Source organism: Agromyces protaetiae (assembly GCF_030866785.1).
Classification (GTDB): Bacteria; Actinomycetota; Actinomycetes; order Actinomycetales; family Microbacteriaceae; genus Agromyces; species Agromyces silvae.
In genome coordinates, this window is the sequence record NZ_CP133018.1 from 3,894,255 (window position 1) to 3,910,193 (window position 15,939).

10 protein-coding genes are annotated in these 15,939 nt (G+C 67.0%); all 10 read right to left on the minus strand.

Going from position 1 to position 15,939, the window contains the following annotated elements; translation table 11 throughout:
- Positions 1–180: 180 nt before the first annotated feature.
- Positions 181–1,158, minus strand: coding sequence for a COG1470 family protein (locus QU602_RS17800; protein WP_308797785.1), 978 nt, complete (start codon positions 1,156–1,158; stop codon positions 181–183).
- A gap of 48 nt (positions 1,159–1,206) precedes the next feature.
- On the minus strand, positions 1,207–1,839 hold the full coding sequence (locus tag QU602_RS17805; protein WP_308797786.1) for a hypothetical protein: 633 nt from the start codon (positions 1,837–1,839) through the stop codon (positions 1,207–1,209).
- 60 nt (positions 1,840–1,899) lie between these two features.
- The gene (locus QU602_RS17810) at positions 1,900–6,663 is read right to left on the minus strand and encodes a glycosyl hydrolase family 98 C-terminal domain-containing protein (protein ID WP_308797787.1); all 4,764 of its coding nucleotides are present in this window, start codon (positions 6,661–6,663) and stop codon (positions 1,900–1,902) included.
- Between the two features lie 305 nt (positions 6,664–6,968).
- Complete coding sequence (locus QU602_RS17815; RefSeq protein WP_308797788.1) at positions 6,969–7,811, minus strand: amidohydrolase family protein; 843 nt, start codon at positions 7,809–7,811, stop codon at positions 6,969–6,971.
- Positions 7,808–9,133 (minus strand): L-fuconate dehydratase, encoded by a 1,326-nt coding sequence (locus QU602_RS17820; RefSeq protein WP_308797789.1) that lies wholly within the window; start codon positions 9,131–9,133, stop codon positions 7,808–7,810. The genes QU602_RS17815 and QU602_RS17820 overlap by 4 nt, the downstream gene beginning before the upstream one ends.
- Before the next feature lie 28 nt (positions 9,134–9,161).
- A complete protein-coding gene (locus QU602_RS17825) occupies positions 9,162–10,094 on the minus strand; it encodes a carbohydrate ABC transporter permease (protein WP_308797790.1) in 933 nt (310 codons plus the stop codon).
- Positions 10,091–11,017 (minus strand): carbohydrate ABC transporter permease, encoded by a 927-nt coding sequence (locus tag QU602_RS17830; RefSeq protein WP_308797791.1) that lies wholly within the window; start codon positions 11,015–11,017, stop codon positions 10,091–10,093. Before QU602_RS17830 ends, QU602_RS17825 begins: the two co-directional genes overlap by 4 nt.
- A 75-nt stretch (positions 11,018–11,092) precedes the next feature.
- Entirely contained in the window at positions 11,093–12,361 is a 1,269-nt protein-coding gene (locus tag QU602_RS17835; protein WP_308797792.1) for an ABC transporter substrate-binding protein, read from the minus strand.
- Between the two features lie 141 nt (positions 12,362–12,502).
- Positions 12,503–14,902, minus strand: coding sequence for a glycoside hydrolase family 95 protein (locus QU602_RS17840; RefSeq protein ID WP_308797793.1), 2,400 nt, complete (start codon positions 14,900–14,902; stop codon positions 12,503–12,505).
- The gene (locus QU602_RS17845) at positions 14,899–15,855 is read right to left on the minus strand and encodes an aldo/keto reductase (RefSeq protein ID WP_308797794.1); all 957 of its coding nucleotides are present in this window, start codon (positions 15,853–15,855) and stop codon (positions 14,899–14,901) included. The genes QU602_RS17840 and QU602_RS17845 overlap by 4 nt, the downstream gene beginning before the upstream one ends.
- Between the last annotated feature and the right edge of the window lie 84 nt (positions 15,856–15,939).

The following is a 15,939-nucleotide window of genomic DNA, read 5'->3' on the forward strand; positions in this document are numbered from 1 at the left end:
GGAGGCCTATTCCGGCGAGCACTGCGACACACACGAGGGCCAGTGCGAGAGTGAGCTCGCCGCCGGTGGCGGCGAGCACGGCCGGCGACTCGCCACATGCGGTGGCGCATGCGCGCGGGGAAATGGTCACCTCGAGCGTGACAGTGCCGGGCAGTGCGTCTGGTTGCAGCGTGCCGTCGTTCATCCGAGCGCCTCGCGACGCCCGCGTTCCCGTGCCTCATCGAGACGTTCCTGGAGGCGCGTCTGCGATCGCCGCCGGCCTGCGATCCCGGCGACGACGAGCAGCGCGACGCCCGCCAGCACAGCGAGCTGTGGCCAGGGGATGGCCCAGACCAAGATCGTCTCCTTGACGGCGACCGCACCGTCCTCTGAGCCGGGGGCTGTCGCCGAGAGCTCCAGATCGACCGGCACCACGATCAGCGGCCATGCCGCCTGCTCGATCTCGACGGTGCGCGTCTCCCCTGGGAGGAGATCACCGCGCCGTGTTCGCTCCCCTGCATTGATCTGGTCCTCGTACGCCAGTTGAGCGTTGCCGGTGTTCGTGGCGATGTACCCGATGGTGAGTGTGCCGGGAGCCAGGGGGTTCCATGAGTGTGCGTAGCTGGTGGTCACCGCGTCGATCGCCATACCGGGACGAAGTTCGCCGGCGACACGCGTGATCACTCGGAAGCCGACCCGGCTTTCCACGCCGATGGTGCCTGACCCGCCGGCGCGCTCACTTCGGATGGATGCAGCGATGCCGGCCGCGTGGTCGCCCGGGGTGGCGTTCTCCGGCACCGTCAAGGTGTACGGGATCACGGCGACGTCCCCCGGTTCCACGCGCACGCTTCCCTGGACGTCCAACCAGGTACCTGCCGCCTCGGAGGGGTGACCGGACGGCAGCATGTTGAATCGGCCGGTGCGGGTGAAATAGCCGTCTGCTGCACTGAGCCGGAACTCGGCCGCGACGGTGCTGAGGTTCCGGACGGCGAGGTGCTCGGTGATCGTCTCTCCCGGGTCGAGTTCGTGCTCGACCCACGAGCGTCCGTCGGGCCCCGCGGCTGAGGCGGGTGTCACTGCCCACGTGATCGAGGCGGTCTGCGGCTCTTCGCTACTCAGCGGGACACCGGCTGGGAACGTCAGCGAGACGGCCGCCGCGAACGCCAGGACCAGGTTCATGTGGTTCTCCCGTTCACGGCAGCCGTCCCATCGGAGCTGGACGTCTGATTACTCGAACAGCGACAGCGTCAGCGTCGAGCTGTAGGAGCCCGGTGCGACCGTCGCCGGCGTGCGGAGGCTGAGATCGGCGGTCGCGGTCCACTGGCCGTCGGCGGCGATGGCGCCGGAGTCGGACGCGACGGCGAACAGCTCTTCGTCGACCAGGCCCACGTTGTTGGGTGCCTCGTTCGCGTCGACGACTGAGAAGACCTCGTCGCCGGCAGACACGCTGCCAGGGTCGGCATCGATCAGCCGCGGGGCCCAACCGAGGTACTCCGCACCGATCGGCGCCTCGCCGTTGGACCCGATGAAGGAGGTCGCCGTCCCGAGGACGTACCAGAAGGCGCCGTCGGGGATCTCATCGGCCTCACGGGTATCGGTCACGGTCACCGTGGGCAGAGCGCCCGTGAACTCTCGGATGAGCGCGTCCGATCCGGTCTCGGTCAGCGTGGTCGAGGTTCCGGCGATCGTGAGGGCGAGCACGCCGGGTTCGTCGATCTCGGCGATGTCGACGGTGACGTCGACGTCCGAGTCGCCGAGGTGCTCCTCGGCGGTCGCCGCCCCGGCGACCGCGACGCAGCTCAACACGAGCGCGCCGAGCGCAGCGGTACCGACGCGGATGGCGTTCATTCGGTGCTTCATAGGTCTCTCCTTCTCGGGTGATGCGGTGGCCTCTGAGGACACAGAGGCCACCGCGATGGGTCAGCTGCAGCTGCGCGCTTCGTGCCCGGCATCGATCGAGACGGTCACCGGATCGTCGTCGATCGTCGCGGTCCCGACGACCGATACCGGCCCCTCGGGCACACTGTTCAACCGCGTCGTGAAGGTGTGGAACGCACTCTTCCCCGGCGCGATGCCCGTGAACGACTTCGTTCCGTATGCGGTCTCGAACGTCAGGTCGACCGGGACGGTCTCGGTGTTCGTGACTTGGACCGTCACCACCGCCTTGCCGGCGATGCATCGCGTGCCCGTCGTGACCGTCAGGTCCAGGGTCGGCTCGACGGCCGCGAGCTTGCCCCACACCTCGAACTCGAACACGGCGGTGCCGTACCGATGTGCGGTCGACTTCTCGTCGGTGAACACCCGCACGTACCTCGCGGTGACCGGCTCGTCGAGCTGGTGCCGGTCGAGCGTCAGCGTCCCGGTTCCGGTCGATACGGGCTGCCAGACGCTGTCCTCTGCCGCGATCACGTGGTCCGGACCGAAGACGGCGCCGGACCGCCGCGTGCACACCGAGCTGTTCCTGGCCTGCTCTCCCGCGGCGGCGGCTTCCGCCTCCGTCAGCGTCTCGATCCGATACGGCGCGTTGAACATGCCGCCGAAGTTCGTGACGTTCTCGCCGAACTGGATGGCGTAGCTCGAGATCGAGTGGTCGGCGCCGAGGTCGACGTACGCCCATGAGCAGAGTGAGCCCTGCGTCGACGACGAGGTGCCGTCCGAGAACGCGCCGTCGTTCGCGCCGCCCGTGTACCACCCGGTCGTCGTCGAGCCGTCGACCATCTTGTCCCCGGCGCGGGTCGCGTTCGCAGGCTGCACGCCGCCGAACACGGTGACCGGCTTGTTCAGGGCGACGTTCTGGTCGTCACCCGGCTCGGGCGGCTGTTGCACCGTGACGGTGGCGGTGACCTTCTGCCAGGGCCAGTCGCCGATGGAACCGGTGATGGTCTGCGTCGTCGGCGCGTCCGGCGAGGTGTCCGGCGTGTGGTCCCACCTGACGTACAGCACCTTCGTCCAGTTCCGCGTCCCGTCGGTGAAGGTGCCCGTCGCCGGGACCTGGTTGGGCACCGTCGGGTTGTCGGCCGTGTAGGTGTGCGCCACATCGACAGGGGTGACGAGGTTCGGCATGACCGTGACGAGCACGGGGATGGTGAGGTCGGTGCCTTCCACGTCACCTTCGACCGTGAACTTGCCCTGTGACGGCCCATCCACGGTGGGCGCTGTCGAGACCGCGAGTTGCTCTTCGGAGATGCTCGGCCAGGAGACAGCGACCTGCTCTTTCGTGCCGTCGGAGAAACGGGCGGTCACGGTCGCGGGCATCTCGGGCTGCACGGTCCGCGCGGTCTTCACGGCGACGTGATCGAAGCCCGTGATCTGCCGATCGGCCCCCTCGCTCAGCGCCACCTCCTGGATCGCGGGTCGCGGCTCCGTCACCGGCGTGGCGGTCCTGGCGATGACGCGCGCGTCATCGACCTCGACGGATGCTCCGGGCGCACCCCAGACCCCGACACCGCCGGAGCCGTGCGTGCTGTCGACCACTTCGAGCGCGCGTTCGCCGTCGACCAGGACTGTGAACAGCGGCCCGCGTGCTTCGATCTCGACCAGCGTCCACTGCTCCGCTGCCAGCTCGACCGGGCTGGCCGTCGCGGCGAGCTCCGTCCACACGCCGTCGTCGAGGCGACCGAACGAGACCGTTCCCTCGGCGATGTCGAGGCGAGCCTGATACATGTTCGACGCGTCAGTGGCGCGGACCGCGAGACCGGCCTCGTCGCCTTCCGTCACACGCAGCCAGGTCCACGCGTCGTATCCGCCGTGGTCGGCCCATGCCGCCTCGGCCCCGCCGATCGCCGTGAAGTCGGCGTCGCCGTCGGCCGTTGCCCGGAACGTGCCGGACATGCCGGAGGTGAAGGCGTCGGTGCGCTGGAACTCCCAGTCGCCGCCGCTCGTCTCCCACTCCCACGGGAAGGTGAACGAGCTGCGCGGGTCGTCCTTCTCATGCCAGTCGAACACGAGGGGGGTCTCCGTCATCCAGCCCTCGGCGTCGGCCCAGCTGTCGAACCCGGACTCGTAGACCACGGCACCGGTGTCGAGGTCGGTGATCGCGACGTCATCGAGTTCGACGAACTGGCCGAGACGGTGGCCGGCGTCCGACTGCATCTGCGGTGCTCGCACCCCGGTGTACCCGGCGGCCCGCACGTTGTCGCCGGTTGCGGTGTAGGAGAGCACCTCCTGCCCGTCGATCGAGGCGCGGATGAGGTTGCCCTCCGCGGTCACCGAGACGGCGTACTCGCGATTCGGCTCGAGCGTCAACGACGACGGGCACGTCGCGAGCGCCGTCGCCCCGTAGTCGATCATGAGCGAGCAGGAGTAGTTCGCCGAACCCGTTCGGCCCTCTGCGGTCCGGGACGGGTCGAGTCGGAAGTGGTACCCGGACTTCTCGTCCTCGTCCGCACGGAAGACCAGCGCACCCGACGTGCCCTGCACGAGCGTGAGCTTGGCGTCGTAGCGCAGATTCTCGAGCGAGTGGTTCGTGTTGTACACGGTCGTGTCGCCGTAGAAGGGGAACACGTAGCCGACGAGCTTCAGCCGACCGTCGATGACCCGCCAGTGCTCGCTGCCGTAGAGGAGGTCTTCGTCGGATTCGGCCGTGCCGTAGTTGAAGTCGTTCGTCTCGATGTCATTCGCCGAGTGCTCGACCGACGGCACGTATCGAAGGTCACCGGTCCCTCGGCCGACCCCGTCGATGCGGAGCACGTGCACCGAGTTCGACAGCCCGGTGGCACGGAACACCGTTCCCGGGTCCGCGAGATCGACGCCCTGCGCGAACGGCACGCCATCGATGCTGATGTCGGCGCTGCGCCCGGCCAGTCCCTCAGGCAGCGACCAGGCGACGGAGGTCCCGTCGAACACGAACTCGTGTGCGAGTAGCGAGCCGGTCACCGCGTCGGCGTTCGCCTCGGTCCAGCCGGCCTCGTGGTCCGCCGTCGACAGCCTGATGTCGACGACCCCGTTGTGCTGCACGGTGAGGGTGTACTGACGGGTGTTGGGGTCCCACGCCTCGCTGTAGGTGTAGCCGTTCCGGTCGTACCCCGAGATGGTGAGCGTCGGCCGCTCGGGCACGTCGAAGCGCATGGTCGTCGTACGGAGCTCGGCGTCCTGCGGGTTCGGGACGTAGGCGTACTTCACGAAGTTCCGGTTGAACTCCATGTCGCGGCGGCCACCCGGTTTCAGCAGGTCCTCGGTGCGGTCGGTCTGATAGTTGTCGAGCAGCACCTCGATCGCGTGCTCCTCTTCCGTGACCATCGCCCAGGTGTGCGGTGTGATCTCGGGCATCTCGAGGCGGGAGAACGTTCCGCCGCCGAGCTGCATCGCGGCATCCTGGTTGAAGTTGTCCCGGTCGTTGGTGTTGTAGACGAGCCAGTTGTCGCCGGACCTCTGCACGAACGCCTCGCCCTCCGAGATCGGCGGGTATGCGGTGTCGAACAGCTCCGCACGGGCGTCGCCGTACTGCAGGGAGGCGTCGTACGTCGTCTTGGTGAGCACGTGGTCGAACTGGGCGACCAGGTCTGCTGAGGCGAGCTTCGGGATACGCGGGATGATGCCGTACTGTCCGCTCGAGCGCAGGTAGAACCACATGCTCTTCTGCACGGCGGTGAGGGCCGGCGTCCGCTCGTACATGGAGAAGAACGTGGTGCGGTTCGGGTTGCCGCTCCGTCCGGCCGGTGCCGAGTCGGCGAGTGCATGCACCGGGCCTTCGGTCTCCGAGAACACGATCTTCGTCCGCTCGATGACGTCGTCCTTGGACGGCGTCGGGTTGTTCAGGATGTAGCGGAGCGCGGGCAGGATCGACTGGTAGAAGTACGGGGAGTAGAGGCTCCCGGTCGTGGGCACGTCGAGCTGGTTCTCCAGGTGGAACACCGTGGCGCCGTTCTGCCACTGATCCAGCATCATCATCGACGAGACGGTCTCGCCGATGCTTCGTGCCCAGCGGTCACCGCAGGCGTTGTAGTTCGAGGTGTGGTCGAAGAATCCGCAGCCGTAGTAGGGGTAACCGTCGAAGTACGGGCCCCAGTTGTCGAAGACGCCGGAAAGCCAGGCACCCTGGGTCCACGAGTTCACCGTCTCGAAGTTCTCGTGGAAGTTCTTCGGATTGAAGATGAAGTTCTGCGAGTATCGCGTCACCTGATCCCAGTAGGCCTGCCCTTCGAGCCGGTTGGCGAGCTGATTCGTCTCCTCGAGAGATCCGAGCACGTGGAACCCGCCGTAGAGGTTGGAGATACGGAGCACCTCAGGCAGGTCGCCGAGCGTGTCCGCCTGCTCGGAGACGACCGTGCCCATGAAGTTGGGATAGGTGCGGTAGAGGTGCTCCAGGAACTCCCAGCGCGTCCCGTTGGTGAGGATCGTCTTGCCCTCGTCCCAGAGGATGAAGATCGGGATGTCGAGCGCGTCGGCCTCGGCGACGTTCGCCTCGAGCCACTCCGCGGACATGTCCGGGTTCTGGTCGGACAGCGCCGTGTGCCCCTGATGCAGGACGAACCCGAAGTTGTGCTTGACGTCGTCGGGCACCGATGCCCAGAGCTGGGCGAGCGACCATCCGCTGTTGTAGTTGCGGACGAACCCCTCGGTCTTCCCCATGTCATTGCCGATGTTGAGCTGGGTCAGCAGGAGCGGGTTCTCGCTGCTCACCTCGAGACGCATGGGCGCGTCGGTGGCCGGCTCGATCGCCGATGCCGGCGACGCGACGACCATCGTCTGGAAGGTCGCGGCGAGCAGAGACGCGATCGCGAAGAACGCGACCGACGCCGTCCGGCGACGAACGCGAGGGCTTCGCTGTCGCGCTCCGGCTGCGCGCGCACGACGCGCTGCTGAGGGGGAGTGAAACATCTTTGGTTCAGTCCTTCGTGTCGGCGCAGAGTGCGCACGGTCGATTTACCTGATGACTTTTACGCTATCGGACGAATTAACGGCATGTAAAGCGCAGACGTGGTTAATTAGTCCGATTAATTTGATTCATGCCGACTGAAGCATGTTTCGAGGAGCGCAGCCGACCGCTCTCAGCCCTCGAGGCCGTAGAACCTCTTGGCCGTGAGATCAGACACGGCGCGCCACTCCGCTTCGCTCGGAGCCAGGCACTGCTGCACGATCCGGAACCAGTCGTCCCTGGACGAGGAGAAACCCACGGCGGACACGGGCCAGTCACTGCCGAGCATGCTCCGGTCGGGCCCGAAGAGCTCCGTCGCGCAGCGCAGCCATGGCCCGTAGTCGGCCCCGAGACCGCGGTCGGCCTCAGCAGGCAGTCCGGAGAGCTTCACGGAGACGTTGGGCAGCGCCGCGAGCCGCTGCAGATGCAGCCGCCATTCGGTGAATGCATCGCTGTTCGGTCCGCTCCGCAACGGCGGCTTCCCGAGGTGGTCGAGCACGATGGCCAGCGCGGGATGCCGGGCAGCCAGGTCGGCCAACGCCGGCAGTTGACGCCATCGAACGCACGCGTCGAAGGTCCATCCCCGGCCGGCCACCGCCCTGAGCCCGGCGTGGAGAGCCGGTGCGGCGAGGAACTCGTCCGGTTCCTGTTGCAGGAGTCGGCGAACCCCCACAACGGACGGTATGGATGCGAGGGCGTCGAGCGCGCGCTCGGCGTCCTGATGCTCCAACGGCGCATAGGCGACGATCCCCGCCAGCCGCTCATGACCTGGATCGAGCGACTCGACCCAGGCCGCTTCGTCATACCCCTCGGCGGCGGCCGTATCCGCCTGGACGAAGACGAACCGTTCGCTGAGGTCGCTGCTCGCCGCCAGGTCGTCGGCGAGGAACCTCCTCGGCAGCGCCGGCTCCTGATCGAGCCAGTCGTACCGGAAGCGTCTCCGGTCCCACAGGTGGGTGTGGGCGTCGGTGATCACGCGGGTTGTGCCGTCGCCTGAAGCGTGCGCTCCGCCCAGTAGGTCCCGAACGGGTAGGAGTACTCAGCGATCGAGGCACTGTGCATCTCGGCAGAGTAGCCCGGCATGCTCGGCACCCGGTAGGCGCCGTTCTCGACGATGCACGGGTCGACGAAATGCTCGTGGAGGTGGTCGACGAACTCGGTGACCCGGTTCTCGAGGCTGCCGGACACCGCGACGTAGTCGAAGATCGAGAGATGCTGGACGAGCTCGCAGAGCCCGACTCCGCCGGCGTGCGGGCAGACCGGTACGTCGAACTTCTTCGCCAGGAGGTAGACGGCGAGGATCTCGTTGATGCTCGCGAGGCGGGCTGAATCGAGCTGGCAGAAGTCGATGGCTTCCGCCTGGAACATCTGCTTGAACAACACCCGGTTCATCCCGTGCTCGCCCGTGGCGACGCCGATCGGAGCGACGGCGCGCCGGATCGCTGCATGGCCCAGCACGTCATCCGGGCTCGTCGGCTCTTCGATCCAGAGCGGGTCGAACTCGGCGAGCGCCTTGACCCATTCGATGGCCTGCGGTACATCCCACACCTGGTTGGCATCGATCATGAGCTTGGCATCCGGGCCGATCTCCTCACGGGCGATGCGGCAGCGACGGATGTCCTCGTCGAGGTTCGCGCCGACCTTGAGCTTGACGTGCCGGTAGCCCTCGTCGACCGCCTCGCGCAGGAGGCGGCGGAGCTTGTCATCGGAGTATCCGAGCCATCCGGCGCTCGTGGTGTAGCACGGGTAGCCCGTCTGCTCGAGCTCCGCGATGCGGGCCGCGCGCGTGGGCATCTGCTCGCGCAGGAGCGCGACCGCCTCGTCACGGGTGAGTGCGTCACTGAGGTACTGCAGATCCGCCACATCGACGAGTTCTTCAGGCGACATGTCGGCGAGCAGACGCCAGAGCGGCTTCCCGGCGCGCCGGGCGGCCATGTCCCAGAGTGCGTTCATGACGGCGGCCATCGCGAGATGCTCGACGCCCTTCTCCGGGCCGAGCCACCGCAGCTGGGAATCGGTCTTCAGATCTCGGTACGTCGCTCCGAGGTCGTCGAGCACGTCGTCGGCGTCTCGGCCGATGAGGGGCTGGGCGCGCTGCTCCGACGCGAGCACGCAGATGTCATTGCCGCGCCCGATGGTGAAGGTGAAGCCGTAGCCATTGAGGGCTGGGTCGTCCGTGCGCAGGACGACGTACGCCGCCGAGTAGTCGCCGTCCTTGTTCATCGCGTCCGAACCGTCGGCGGTGAGCGAGGTGGGGAAGCGGACGTCGTGAACTTCGACGGCGGTGATCGTGGTCATGGAGAGTGGTTCCTTCCGTCGATGGGGTTCAGTCTTTGGTGCTGCCGCTGGTCAGCCCGTTCACGATGAACCGGAGACCGAAGAGCACGAAAAGTACGGCGGGGATGGCGAGGAGGACGAGGCTGGCGTTGTACCGTCCGAAGTCCTCGGGGCTGCGTCCCAGAACGTTTGAGAACGAGGCCACGGCTTGCGCGGCGCTGGTGAGATCAGGGTTGGTGAACAGCATCGACGGCCAGAGGAAGTCCTGCAGCGACCAGATGAAGCAGAGCACGATCAGGTTGACGACCACAGGTCGCGCGAGCGGCAGGAACACGTGCCAGAACGCGCGGAAATGTCCGGCGCCGTCGAGCATCGCCGCCTCCATCAGCGCATCGTCGATGTGCCGCCCGTAGTTGCGCATGAGCAGCACACCGAACGGGATCGTCAGTGCCGCTTCGGGCAGCGCGACACCGAGGTGGGTGTTGAAGAGGTTCAGCTCACCCGTGATGTGGAAGACGGGGACGATGAGCGCTGTTCCGGGGACCGCGAGGAACAGGATGATGCCGACGAACGAGATCTCGCGGCCGCGGAACTTGAGCTTGGAGAGCGCGTACCCGGCGGTGGTGGAGATGACCACCACGATCGCCGCGTGGAACGCGCCGATGATGAACGAGTTGACGTAGGTCGTGAGGATCGAGACCCCGCCGACCGGTTGGGTGAACAGGCTGGTGTAGTTGTCGATCCCGAATCCTTGGAGCGACTTCGCGACCATGGAGTAGAGCGGGAAGGCGAACGCCAGCGCCATGATGATCAGCAGGGCGTAGATGGCGATGCGGTCCGACCCGCGGGTGATGACCATCTTCATGGGGTTGTCGTCGGTCGGGCCCCGGCGCTTCCGCCGCGTGCGAGTCGGCTCGTCGGCGACGGTGATCGTCCGCGTCGAGTCGTCTTGGAGCGGCGGGAACATGTCGGTGGTGGTCATCGGTCCGCCTTCCGGGTGCGGGTGAAGTACATCTGCAGCAGTGAGATCACCAGCGCGATGAGCAGGACGACGATCGAGGCGGCCGCGGCGTATCCGACGGTCTTCCCGGTGGAGTTCACGTAGCCGTAGAGGTAGGTGCCGACGATCTCGGTGGTCGTGCCGGGGCCGCCCTGCGTGCTGAAGAGCACCACTTCGAGGGCTCGGAACGAGCCGAGCAGCAGCGCGAGGATGACCGTGATGTGGGTGCCCCGCATCATCGGGTAGATGATCGAGCGCATGATCCGCCACGTGCCGGCGCCGTCCAGCAGGGCGGCTTCCAGGGAGGAAGTCGGAAGCGCGGAGAGGTCCGCCGTGTAGTACATGATCGGCAGCCCGATCAGATAGCAGAAGATCACTGCGACCGCCGCATAGGCCCAGCCCGGCGTGGTCAGCCATGACTGAGCGAGGTCACCGAGCCCGATCGCTCGGAGCGTCTCGTTCAACACACCGAAGCGTTCCTGGAGCATGCTGCCGAAGACCGTCGCGACGAGCGAGACCGGCATGAGCGCGGGCAGCAGGAAGATGAGGTAGAACACCTTGCGACCGCGGACACCCGTCGAGAGCGAGACCGCGATGAAGAAGGCGATGGTGAGAGCTGCGACGACCGAGATCGCGGCGAACACCAGGTTGTTGAGGATCGCCTGCCCGAAGACCGGATCGGCGAAGAGTTGGGCGAAGTTCTCGAACCCGATCTCGATCGGCCGCAGCAGCGAGATGCCCACGCGCTGCGTGCTGGTCTGCCCGAGGAAGAAGATGCTGTAGACGAAGTAGACCGCGTAGATGACCAGGAGTGGCGCGAGGAAGATCACCGCGATCCATCCGTCGCCGCGCTTCTTCTTGCGTCGCTTCGGCGGTGCGGTTCCCGGCTCGGTGGTGGTGCTCACGGTCGTGCTCCAGATCTGAGGGACGGTCCGGGCCGCCGACGGGGTGCATCGGCGGCCCGGAAGGAAGGTCAGGGCCTAGAAGTTGCCCTTCTCCAGTTCGGCTTGGTCTGCGTCAGCCGCTTCCTGCGCGGTGATGGCACCGAGCACGGCCTGCTTGACGTTCGAGCCGACGAAGTCGGAGAACGCGCCCATGTTGTTCCGGTCGCCGTGCGGGTTGTTGATGAGCTCGAGCAGCGTCTCGTAGCTCTGCTGCTGGAGTTCGGTGGTCAGCACGCCGTCGGGAAGCGTGTAGCCGTCGACAGCCGGCACGCCCTTGAGCGCGCTCGCCCACTCGTCGACGCCGTCGCCCGCCGAGATGAACTCGGCGAACTTCGCGGCAGCCTCCGTCTTCGTCGACTCCGCCGGGATGCCGACGAGCACGTCGAGGAACGCCCGGAGCGATGCCTGCTCTGCGGTCTCCGCGGGCATCGGGATGACCCCGTAGTTGCCGTTGAGGATGCGGCCGACCTCCCACGATCCGTTGAATGCGACCGCAGACTTGCCCTCTTCGAACGTGGTCATGGCCGTGCCGTAGTCCATGTCGAGGGTGGCCTTGTCGAAGGTGCCGTCGTCGAACAGCGCCTTGTACTGCTCGAGGCCTTCGACGTAGGAGTCGGTGTTCCACGCGGCGTCGTCGTAGCGGACGGCGTTGAAGAACTCGGGGTCGGACTGGCCGACGATCGTCAGGGCCGCTTCGTCCTGGAACCAGTCGTCGCCGGGCATCGTCACGGGCAGGATCTCGCCGCCCTGTTGCGCGAGCGCGTCGCTGAGCGCCTTGAACTCGGCCCAGGTCACGGGCGGGGCGATGCCCAGCTCGTCGAGGATGTCGGCGTTGTAGATGCCGACCGCGGAGCCGGTCGAGTAGAGGGGTACGGCCATGAGCTCACCGTCGGTGAAGAGGCGCTCAGTCTGCTCGACGGTCGCCGGCTGGAACTGCTCGATGAGCGCTTCGCCGCCCTCCCACTCCGCCACGGGGAGCAGGTAGTCCTCGATCTCGGACGCCCAGGCGCTCGGCTGGACGCCGAGGACGTCGATCTCCTCACCCGCGCCGAGGGACTGCGCGACCTTGGTCTTGTAGTCGGCCTGCGGGATCTCCGTGTAATTGACGGTGATGTCGGGGTTCGCGGCTTCGAACGCTTCGATCATCGGTGTGACGATCGCCTCGCCGGGGGCGCCGTCCCAGCTCCAGTAGTTGATCGTGGTCGTGCCGTCGGCTTCGCCGGCATCGCCGGAGCAGCCGGTGAGGGTGAGTGCGAGAACGCCTGCAGAGGCGGCCAGCATCATCGCCGGTCGGGTGCGGTTCATTGGTCCTCCATTGTGACCTGATGACTGGTGGTGGGGGTCGGCCCATACACGCGTCCGCTCGAACGCCGTTGGCCGATCTGCTGTGTTTTCATCGGATACATTAGCGCAGTTATCACTCGTAATCCACGAATACCCTTCGATTTACCCAAATTCATCTGATTTATCGAGAGTCAGCAAGACAGGCTCGCCGATGTCGATCAGGTCCACCTCGTGGGCCCCGCCGTTCACGACGACCACGTGACGGCCGAGCGCTCCGGCATGTCTCGCTCGCACGGCCACCGACGTGGCGCGGGGTCCGGCGCCTGACTCCTGCACCCACTCGAGATCGACCTCGATGCCGGGTCGGGCGACCAGCCCGGTGATCCGGCCGTCGCCGACCGTGCTCGGGACCGCCGGAAGCAATTCGATCCTGCCGCGGTGCGACTGCACGAAGAACTCGGCGACCGCGGCGACGAATCCGAGGTTCCCGTCGATCTGGAACGGTGGATGTGCGGCGAGCAGGCTGGGATAGAGTCCGCCCACCCAATCTCCCCGTTCACCCGCACCGATGTCTCGGAACACCAGCGCCAACAGACGATCGAGATGTGCAGGCTGACGCAGGCGTGCCCGCAATGCGAGCTTCCACGCGAGGGACCAGCCGGTCGCATCGTCGCCCCGTGCTTCGAGGAACCGTGACGCGGCCTGTGCTTCGGCCTCGGAGACCGGGCCGTCGTCCGGGTACACGAAGAGGAGCGGAGACAGGTGCCGATGGTGCGGGTCGACGTACTCCACGTCATCCGCCCACTCGACGATCGCGCCTGCGGCGTCGATGACGACCGGCACCAGTTCCCGCGCCGCCTCACGGGCGCGCGACACGACGGGATCGTCCGTCACTCCGCACGATTCAGCGAGCTGCTCGAGCAGTGCGAAGTGGCCGACGATGAGGCTGAGGTCGAGCGTGGACGAGTTGCCGACCGCTGCGATCTGACCGTCCGCGGTCGTGAACTCGTTCTCCGGCGAGGTCGACGGGTTCGTGCCGAGCCGCCCGTCCGGCATGCGTACGAGCCAGGCCAGCGCGAACTCGGCGGCACCCCGAGCGATCGCGTACATCCGCTCGAGCTCGTCGGGCCCCGGTCGCCCGAACCGCAACCGATCCTGGAACTGACGACAGAGCCAGAGCCCACCCATCGGCCAGAAGGCCCACTTCGGATCATGTTCGCCGTTCCCGACGGGTTGCGTGTAGGCCCAGGCATCGGTGTTGTGATGTGCGACCCAGCCCGGCGCGTCGTACAGCCGCGCCGCGGTCGCGCGCCCATGCTCGGCGATGGCTTCGATGAGGTCCAGCAGCGGCGCCGTGGTCTCCGCGAGATTGGCGACCTCCGCCGGCCAGTAGTTCATCTGGACGTTGATGTTCGTCGTGTAGTTCGAGCTCCACGGCGGCCGCATCTGGTCATTCCAGAGGCCTTGGAGGTTCGCTGGGAGCCCGCCCGGCCGGGATGAGCTGATCAGCAGGTACCTCCCGAAGTTGAACAGCAACGCGATCAAGCCGGGGTCGGAGCTCACATCCACGGGGTCGCTGGCATTCACGGCGCGAAGTCGCTCCGCCGTGCTGACGCGCGTCGGGCCGGACCCGAGCTGCAGTTCGGCTCGGCGGTAGAGCGCGGCGTGGTCGGCGAGCTGCTGGCGGCGTACGGCAGCGAGGCCCGCCGCACGTGCGCTCAGGATCCGCTCGGTGGCTCGTTCGTAGGCCGTCGTCGCGTCGCCCTCCGGTGCCTGCCCGGGGCCGACGAACGTGGTTTCGGTCGTCGCGAAGACGGCCAGGCGGCGCGCCGCGGTCACGTGCGTCGTGCCATCCGACTCGCGCACGACGCCATCGGTATCGATCGACACCTGAATCGCGCCCTCGAGCGAGAGCTCACCCTCGACGTACGTGACCGGATCGTCACTCAGGTCATGCGGCGGGGTCACATCCGTCGGCAGGCGGAGCAGCACACCGAAGGCATGTGTGTCCGTGCGTCGACCGAGCTCCCGGAGCGGAGTGGTGAGTTCGAACGCCACGTCGACCGCGCTGTCGGCCTCGATCTCGTGGACGAGGACCCCGTGCGGTCGGCTCACCCACGTGCGGTGCTCGACGTGGACCCCATCGACGGTCGAGGTCGTCGAATGTGTCGCCGTTCTGAGGTCCAGCGATCGCCGGTACGAGCCGTCGGCGGGCGCTCCTGACGGCGGCGCACTCACGCGGATCACCAGGTCCGCGAAGGGCAGGAACGACTGGGTGTGGCGGTGCTGCAGTCGACGTACGGCCTCGCCCGCGTCGGCGAAACGGCCCGCATCGACCGCCGCCCGGGCCTCGGCGATGGCCGACGAGGCATCTTCGGCGCTCACCACAGGCGGCATGGATTCGCTTCTCGGGCTGCCCGACCAGGCGGTCCCGTCGTTGATCTGCAGCCGCATCGCGCGTGCATCGCCGAAACACATCGCCCCGATGCGCCCGTTCCCCACCGGCAGCGCTTCGGTCCAGACGCGCGCCGGCGTGTCGAACTGGAGGACGTGCTCGGTCATGCCGCGACCTTCGGGATCAGGTTCTCGCCCTCGAGCTCCACCCACAGCGCGTCGGGGATCGCCGTGCGTGCGTACTCCAAGGTCGGACCGACATGGCGCGGCCTTCCCATACCGACGGTGACGTTGACGATCGCCGGGTGCCGAAGCGGGAATTGCAGTGCGGCATGTGGAAGATCGACGTCGAACGTTCGGCAGATCTCCGCGATGCGAATGGCGCGATCGAGGACGGCCGGCGGCACATCACCGTACTCATAGCGCAGCGACGCATCCGGCACCGGCTTCGCGAGGACACCCGAGTTGTACACGCCCACTGCGATCACGTCGACGGCATGCGCGAGCGCGGCCGGCAGCACGCCCGCAGCAGCGGGCTGCTCGAGCAGCGTGTAGCGCCCGGCAACCATCGCCACATCGATCAGATCGGTCTCGATGAGCCGTCGAAGCGCGCCGACGTCTTTGGAACCCACACCGATGGCGGTCACCTGCCCCTGGTCGCGGAGTTCGACGAGTGCGGGCACCGCTTCCGCGATCGCCTGGTCGAGATGCCCTTCGGGATCGTGCAGCAGCACGAGGTCGACCCGGTCCGTACCGATCCGCTCGAGGGACTGTTCGAGGGAGCGGCGGACCCCCGCAGCACTGAAGTCCCATCGGCGTCGCAGTGTCGCCTCGACCGCAAACCCCTCGTCGTCGAGGGTCCCGATTCCTCCCGGGTTCGGCTCGAGCACCCTGCCGACCTTGGTAGAGATCACATAGTCCTCGCGCGGCCTTCCCGCGAGCGCACGACCAAGTCGGCGCTCCGAGAGCCCCAGGCCGTAGTGTGGGGCGGTGTCGAAATACCTGACACCTCCATCCCACATCCGGCCGACGACCTCGCTCGCCGCGTCGTCATCGACCGGGCGGTAGAGGTTGCCGAGTGCGGAGGCACCGTATCCGAGCGTGCCGAGCGTGAGCCGCATGGCATCACCGTCCTTCGTGGGCGAGGGATTGATCTGATCTATTATGAACTGCTGAGCATGAACCGCGGATCACGCTCAGGTTCC